The sequence below is a fragment of the Pseudomonas sp. EB271-G4-1 genome (assembly GCF_058791355.1).
Genome location: NZ_JBYTEO010000059.1, coordinates 35,616 through 42,084 on the forward strand (window position 1 = coordinate 35,616; position 6,469 = coordinate 42,084).

Genomic DNA, 6,469 nt, shown 5'->3' on the forward strand with positions numbered 1-6,469 from the left:
AGGCACCCAGCGTCATCGTTGACCACCATCGCGAGCATGCTCGCTCCTACAGGGGTTCCTTTTCAAAGATTGCGTGAAATGACCATGCGTTGAATATCGCTGGTGCCTTCGTAGATCTGGCAGACCCGCACGTCGCGGTAGATCCGCTCCAGCGGGAAGTCGTTCAAGTAGCCGTAGCCACCCAATGTTTGCAGCGCCGACGAGCATACCTTCTCGGCCATTTCGGATGCGAACAGCTTGGCCATCGACGCTTCCACCAACGCCGGCTTGCCGCTGTCGCGCAGCGCCGCCGCGTAATGCACCATCTGCCGCGCCACGGCGATCTGGGTCGCCATGTCCGCCAGGCGGAAGGCCACGGCCTGGTGTTCGATGATTGGCTTGCCGAAGCTCTCGCGCTCACGGGCATAGTCGCGGGCCGCTTCGAACGCGGCGCGGGCCATGCCGACCGATTGCGAGGCAATGCCGACACGCCCGCCTTCGAGGTTGGCCAGGGCGATCCGGTAGCCTTCGCCCTCTTCACCCAGGCGATTGGCCACTGGCACTTTCACCTCTTCGAACAGAATCTGGCAGGTGTCCGAGGCATGCTGGCCGAGCTTGTCCTCGACCCGGGCGACTTTGTAGCCCGGCGAATCGGTGGGCACGATGAACGCCGTGATGCCGCGCTTGCCGGCCGACGGGTCGGTCACGGCGAACACGATTACAACCCCGGCGTTCTGCCCGGAGGTGATGAACTGTTTGCAGCCGTTGAGCACGTAGTGATCGCCTTCCAGGCGCGCGCGGGTTTTCAGGCCGCTGGCGTCGGAGCCGGCCTGGGGTTCGGTGAGGGCAAAAGCCCCGAGCATCGCGCCGCTGGCCAGGGGTTTGAGGAAGCGCTCTTTCTGATCGTCGTTGCCGTAGTTGAGGATCGGCACGCAACCTACCGAGTTGTGCACGCTCATGATGGTCGAGCAGGCACCGTCGCCCGCGGCGATTTCCTCCAGGGCCATGGCGTAGGCCAGGTAACCGGTATCGCAACCGCCCCACTGCTCCGGCACCAGCATGCCGAAGAAGCCTAGTTCGCCCATCTCGGTGATGGCTTCCTTGGGAAAGCGGTGTTCACGGTCCCATTCGGCGGCGAAGGGTTTCAGCCGTTCCTGGGCAAAGTCCCGGGCCGCGTCGCGTATTTGCTGCTGTTCGTCATTAGGGATCATGACCATTCCTTGAAAAGGTAATCGCCCCCTGTGTAGGAGCTGACGAGTGAAACGAGGCTGCGATCTTTTGATGTTGCTTTTAAAGATCAAGATCAAAAGATCGCAGCCTGCGGCAGCTCCTACAGGGGTCGTGTTAGTAGAGGCATTCCACGGCCATGGCCGTCGCTTCGCCGCCACCGATGCAAATCGCTGCAACGCCGCGCTTCAGGCCTTTCTGGCGCAGGGCCGAGAGCAAGGTCACCAGGATCCGTGCGCCAGAGGCGCCAATGGGGTGGCCGAGGGCGCAGGCGCCGCCGTGCACGTTGAGTTTTTCGTGAGGGATTTCCAGCTTGGTCATGGTCACCAGGCTGACCACGGCGAAGGCTTCGTTGACTTCCACCAGATCGACGTCGTCCAGCGACCAACCGGTTTTCTTCATCAATTTCTCGATCGCGCCCACCGGTGCAACCGGGAACAGGCTCGGCGTATCGGCGAATGCCGCATGACCGTGGATCACCGCCAGTGGCTTGAGGCCACGCTTGCCGGCTTCGGAACGGCGCATCAGCACCAGTGCCGCCGCGCCGTCGGAGATGGAGCTGGAGTTGGCCGCCGTCACGGTACCGCCATCGCGAAACGCCGGTTTCAGCGAAGCAATCTTGTCCAGTCGGGCTTTCGGTGGCTGCTCGTCGTTGCTGATCGTCACCTGTTCCTTGCCGACGGTGACGGTCAACGGCACGATCTCGTCCTTGAAGCTGCCATCCTTGATGGCCTGCTGGGCGCGGGTGGTCGAGGCCACCGCAAACGCATCCTGGGCTTCGCGGCTGAAACCATTGGTTTCGGCGCAGTCTTCGGCGAAGGTTCCCATCAGGCGTCCCTTGTCGTAGGCGTCTTCCAGGCCGTCGAGGAACATTGAATCCAGCACCCGCCCATGCCCCATGCGATAGCCACTGCGTGCACGGTCCAACAGGTACGGCGCGTTGGACATGCTTTCCATGCCACCGGCGACTACCACCTCGGCGCTGCCGGCCACCAGCATGTCATGGGCCAGGATGGCCGCTTCCATGCCCGAGCCGCACATCTTGTTGAGGGTGGTGCAACGGGTCGATTTATCCAGGCCGGCGCCCAGTGCCGCCTGACGCGCAGGCGCCTGGCCCTGGCCGGCAGGCAATACGCAGCCGAACAGCACTTCGTCGACGGCATCGCTGGCAACGCCAGCACGTTCCACCGCGGCCTTGATGGCGGTGGCACCGAGTTGCGGCGCCGTGAGGCTTTTCAGTTCGCCCTGGAAGCCGCCCATCGGGGTGCGCACGGCGCTGACGATAACAATTGGATCGTTGGCAATAGTCATGACAAATCCTCCTTATTTGGCCGCCATGCGCAAGGCACCGTCGAGACGGATCACCTCGCCATTGAGCATGCTGTTTTCAATGATATGCCGGACCAGCGAAGCGTACTCGGCGGGTTTGCCCAGGCGCGGTGGAAACGGCACGCCGGCAGCCAGGGAGTCGCGCACTTCCTGGGTCATGCCGGCCATCATCGGCGTTTCGAAAATGCCCGGGGCGATGGTCATCACGCGGATACCGAAGCGCGCCAGTTCACGGGCGGCCGGCAAGGTCAGGCTGACGATCGCCCCCTTGGACGCCGAGTACGCCGCCTGGCCGATCTGGCCGTCGTAAGCCGCCGCAGAGGCGGTGTTGATGATCACGCCGCGCTCGCCATCGGCGTCCGCTTCGGTTTCGGCAATCGCCGCCGAGGCCAGGCGCAACATGTTGAAGCTGCCGATCAGGTTGACGTTGATCACCTGGCTGAAGCTTGCCAGCGCATGCGGACCGTTCTTGCCCAGGATCTTTTCGCCACGCACGATGCCGGCACAGTTGACCAGGCCATTGAGGCCACCGAAGGCCTTGACCGTTGCCTGCACCGCGGCCTCGGCCGCTGCTTCGCTGCTGATGTCCGCCACCACGCTTTGCGCGCCCAGGCGCTGGGCCTGCGCCGCGACAGCCTCGGCATTCATGTCCACCAGCATCACCTTGGCGCCGGCCGCGACCAGCATTTCAGCGGTGGCCGCACCGAGGCCGGAAGCACCGCCGGTGACGAGAAAAACCTTGTTTTCGATCTGCATGATTGTTTCCTTGGATTCAAGCTGGAACGTTCTTCGCCGCGGCCTCTTGAGCCTTGGCGACTTCCTGGTTGCGCAAGATAAAGCGCTGCAATTTGCCGCTTGGGGTTTTCGGCAACTCGCTGACAAATTCGATTTCGCGGGGATACGAGTGCGCCGCCAGGCGCTTGCGCACGTATTGGCGCAACTCTTCGGCCAGCTCCGGGGTTGCGCGGTATTGCGAGCAGATCACGACGAAGGCCTTGACCAGCTCGGTGCGCTCCGGATCGGGCTTGCCGACCACTGCGGCTTCCACCACCGCCGGGTGCTCGATCAATGCGCTTTCCACATCGAACGGGCCGACGCGGTAGCCGGAGGTGGTGATCACGTCGTCGCTACGGCCGACGAAGCTGATGCTGCCGTCCGGGTTCCACTCGACCGTGTCGCCGCTCAAGTAGTAATTGCCGACGAAGGCCTTGGTCGGCGCGCCTTCGTAGCCAGCGAACCAGCACATCGGCGATTGGGTACGGTCGATGGCGAGAATCCCCGGCTGGCCGACGCCCAGTTCCCGGTAGTCATCGTCCAGCACCACGATGCGGTGGCCGGGCGAGGCAAAACCGGCGGCGCCCATATGGATCGGGTGCTCCAGGCCATGGTGGTTACACAGCACCATGCCCAGTTCGGTCTGGCCGTAATGGTCATGGATGACCACGTCCAGGTTATCGGCGAACCAACGGATCACTTCCGGGTTCAGCGGCTCGCCGGCGCTGCTGACAATGCGCAGCTTGCCCTTGATCGACCTGGCGAATTCCTCGCCACCGGCGATCAACAGGCGATAAGCCGTCGGTGAGCCGGTGAGGTTGGTGATCCCGTACTTGTTGATCACCCGGCAGGTGCTTTCCAGGGTGAACGGACCATCGTAGAAAGTAATCGGATGCCCCATGGACAGCGGACCTGTCACGCCGAAATAGATGCCATAGGCCCAGCCCGGGTCGGCCAGGTTCCAGAAGGCGTCTTCGGGGCGCAGATCCACTGCGTCAAGGGTGTAGCCCTTGAAGGCGGCGATGGCCTTGAGCGGCACCGACAGCGCTTTTGAAGGGCCAGTGGTGCCCGAGGTAAACATCAGCAGGAACGGGTCTTCGCCGGTCAGCAGCACCGGTTCGCAATCATTGCCGTAGTTGGCCAGTTCGGCCCAGAAGCTGTAGTCACCACGGACAATGCCCTGCCCTTTGGCACCTGCGACGGTGACGATGGTTGGGCAGTCGGCGATTTCCGCGAGTTTCGAGCGATTGACCGCGTCGGTCACCACTACTTTGGCTCCGGAACTACCCAGGCGATGCTCGATGGCCTTGGGGCCGAAAGCGGTGAACAACGGTTGATACACCGCGCCGATGCGCCAGGTGGCAAACACGGTGATCAGCAATTCGATATTGCGTGGCAGGAGCCCGGCGACTTTGTCGCCTTTCTTCACGCCTTGGGCCAGCAGGAAGTTGGCGAAACGCGCGGCTTTGTCCTGCAGGTCGGTGAAAGTGTAGGTCGCGCTGGTGCCGTCACGTCCCTCCCAGAACAACGCGATACGCCCAGGGAGCGCATGCCGGTCGCAACATTCGATACAGGCGTTGAGAGCGGTCAGATTGCCTGCGAGTGCGGCATCGACGGTGTGCTGGTAGTTGAACTGTGAAACAGCAGACAAGTAATCGCGCATTGCCAGAGTCCCTGTATTTTTTGTTAGGTGGGGGAACCGTAACCAACAGGGAAATACTCGCTCCAGGCGGGGTGTGGGGCAATGGTCAAAGTTATCAAGTTGCTTGACTGGTTTGGCCAAAAACCAACCTGGGAACGCGATCCCTGTAGGAGCTGCCGCAGGCTGCGATCTTTTGATCTGTTTTTCAGCGGCCCCGAAAAGATCAGGATCAAAAGATCGCAGCCTGCGGCAGCTCCTACAGGGGGGTTAGGGAGATTCGTTGAGAATCAAACTGCGGTAATGCCCGGGGTTGGACCCCGACCATTTGCGAAATGCCTTGTAGAACGAACTTGTATCGGCAAACCCCAGCCGGGCGGCGATGTCGGCGAAGCTGATGGCCGGTTCCGCCAGCCAGGCGATGGCCAGTTCCTTGCGCACGCTGTCCTTGAGCCCCTGATACGTCTGGCCTTCCTCGGCAAGGCGACGGCGCAGGGTCGAGGCCGACATGCACAAGCTTTGCGCCAGGACCTCGGTTTCCGGCCACTGCTCGGCGGGCAGATGCCGCAGGTCCTGCTTGATTCGGCTGGCCAGGCTTTGCGGGTCGCGGTACTTGACCAGGATGTTGGCCGGCGCATGGGCCAGGAAGCGCCGCAGCTCCTCAAGGCTGCGCTTGATCGGCAGGCCCAGGCAGTCAGCGGAAAAGATCATCCGTGTACGTGGTCGGTCGAAACGCAGGTTCTCGGAGAACATCACCTGATAGTCATGGCAGAAATCCGGCTGCGCACAGCGCAGCTCGATTGCCAGGATGGGAATTCGACGTCCGGCCAACCAGCAGGCCACGCCGTGCACGATCATCCAGTAGGTAAAATAAGTGAAAGCCCGACGCGGCTCATGGCCGTCTTCGAGCAACACGATTTCCGCCAGGCTTTGCTGATGAACCAGCTCGGCAGGCATGCGCTCGAGCATCAACGACAGGAAACTCAAACCCGTGGTGAGCCCGGCCGCCAGGCTGGGCTGGACCATGGCGCAGCGACAGAGGAACTCCAGGCTGCCGGATTTGAGCTTGCGCGGGTCCATGCCGAAAAACTCGTCATCCCCACGCCGCGCCAGCAAGCGCCACAAGCGCGCATAAGCGCTGGCCGCAACACGGGCGTCGCTGCTGGCGAGCAATGCCGGATCAATGCCGACCTTGTGCAATACCTCATCGGTGGCTGCGCCCGGCTCGCAACTTTGCAGCAGCGCTTCACGCACCAACTGAATGGAAATGGTGTCTTTTTCCGACATTACGCGAGGCGAGCCCTGTTCTGGTTCGAGGAGGTGGGCATATTAACGCAGCCGCCTGCCTGGCGCAGATCCCTGTAGCAGGTGGCTTATCGGTGAAGGTGGCTGGTAGCCTATCTTTTGTTGACTGCGTACATATCCGTTCCTGCGGTAACGGCCGCTTATGGTTTCGCTTTTACAGCGACTCCCTTTTTCAAACGCCGGAGTGCCGGCCCAGCAAAAAGGAAGCAAAAGGCT

At 62.0% G+C, this 6,469-nt stretch carries 5 protein-coding genes; all 5 read right to left on the bottom strand.

Going from position 1 to position 6,469, the window contains the following annotated elements; genetic code table 11:
- Positions 1–62 precede the first annotated feature (62 nt).
- The gene (locus AC3WWR_RS24475) at positions 63–1,190 is read right to left on the bottom strand and encodes an acyl-CoA dehydrogenase (protein WP_033044721.1); all 1,128 of its coding nucleotides are present in this window, start codon (positions 1,188–1,190) and stop codon (positions 63–65) included.
- A gap of 133 nt (positions 1,191–1,323) precedes the next feature.
- A complete protein-coding gene (locus AC3WWR_RS24480; RefSeq protein ID WP_033042953.1) occupies positions 1,324–2,517 on the bottom strand; it encodes an acetyl-CoA C-acyltransferase in 1,194 nt (397 codons plus the stop codon).
- A gap of 12 nt (positions 2,518–2,529) precedes the next feature.
- The gene (locus AC3WWR_RS24485) at positions 2,530–3,291 is read right to left on the bottom strand and encodes an SDR family NAD(P)-dependent oxidoreductase (RefSeq protein ID WP_020800546.1); all 762 of its coding nucleotides are present in this window, start codon (positions 3,289–3,291) and stop codon (positions 2,530–2,532) included.
- A 16-nt stretch (positions 3,292–3,307) separates the two neighbouring features.
- Complete coding sequence (locus AC3WWR_RS24490) at positions 3,308–4,972, bottom strand: AMP-binding protein (protein WP_151142024.1); 1,665 nt, start codon at positions 4,970–4,972, stop codon at positions 3,308–3,310.
- Positions 4,973–5,218: 246 nt separating this feature from the next.
- Positions 5,219–6,235 carry an AraC family transcriptional regulator gene (locus AC3WWR_RS24495; protein WP_168758182.1) on the bottom strand — a complete coding sequence of 339 codons (1,017 nt, stop codon included), beginning with the start codon at positions 6,233–6,235 and terminating at the stop codon, positions 5,219–5,221.
- Positions 6,236–6,469: the final 234 nt, after the last annotated feature.

What these genes read in the sequence shown, in the direction of transcription:
- AC3WWR_RS24490 (WP_151142024.1), bottom strand. Translation starts at nt 4,972, where the DNA reads ATGCGCGATTACTTGTCTGCTGTTTCACAGTTCAACTACCAGCACACC.
- AC3WWR_RS24475 (WP_033044721.1), bottom strand. Translation starts at nt 1,190, where the DNA reads ATGATCCCTAATGACGAACAGCAGCAAATACGCGACGCGGCCCGGGAC.
- AC3WWR_RS24480 (WP_033042953.1), bottom strand. Translation starts at nt 2,517, where the DNA reads ATGACTATTGCCAACGATCCAATTGTTATCGTCAGCGCCGTGCGCACC.
- AC3WWR_RS24485 (WP_020800546.1), bottom strand. Translation starts at nt 3,291, where the DNA reads ATGCAGATCGAAAACAAGGTTTTTCTCGTCACCGGCGGTGCTTCCGGC.
- AC3WWR_RS24495 (WP_168758182.1), bottom strand. Translation starts at nt 6,235, where the DNA reads ATGTCGGAAAAAGACACCATTTCCATTCAGTTGGTGCGTGAAGCGCTG.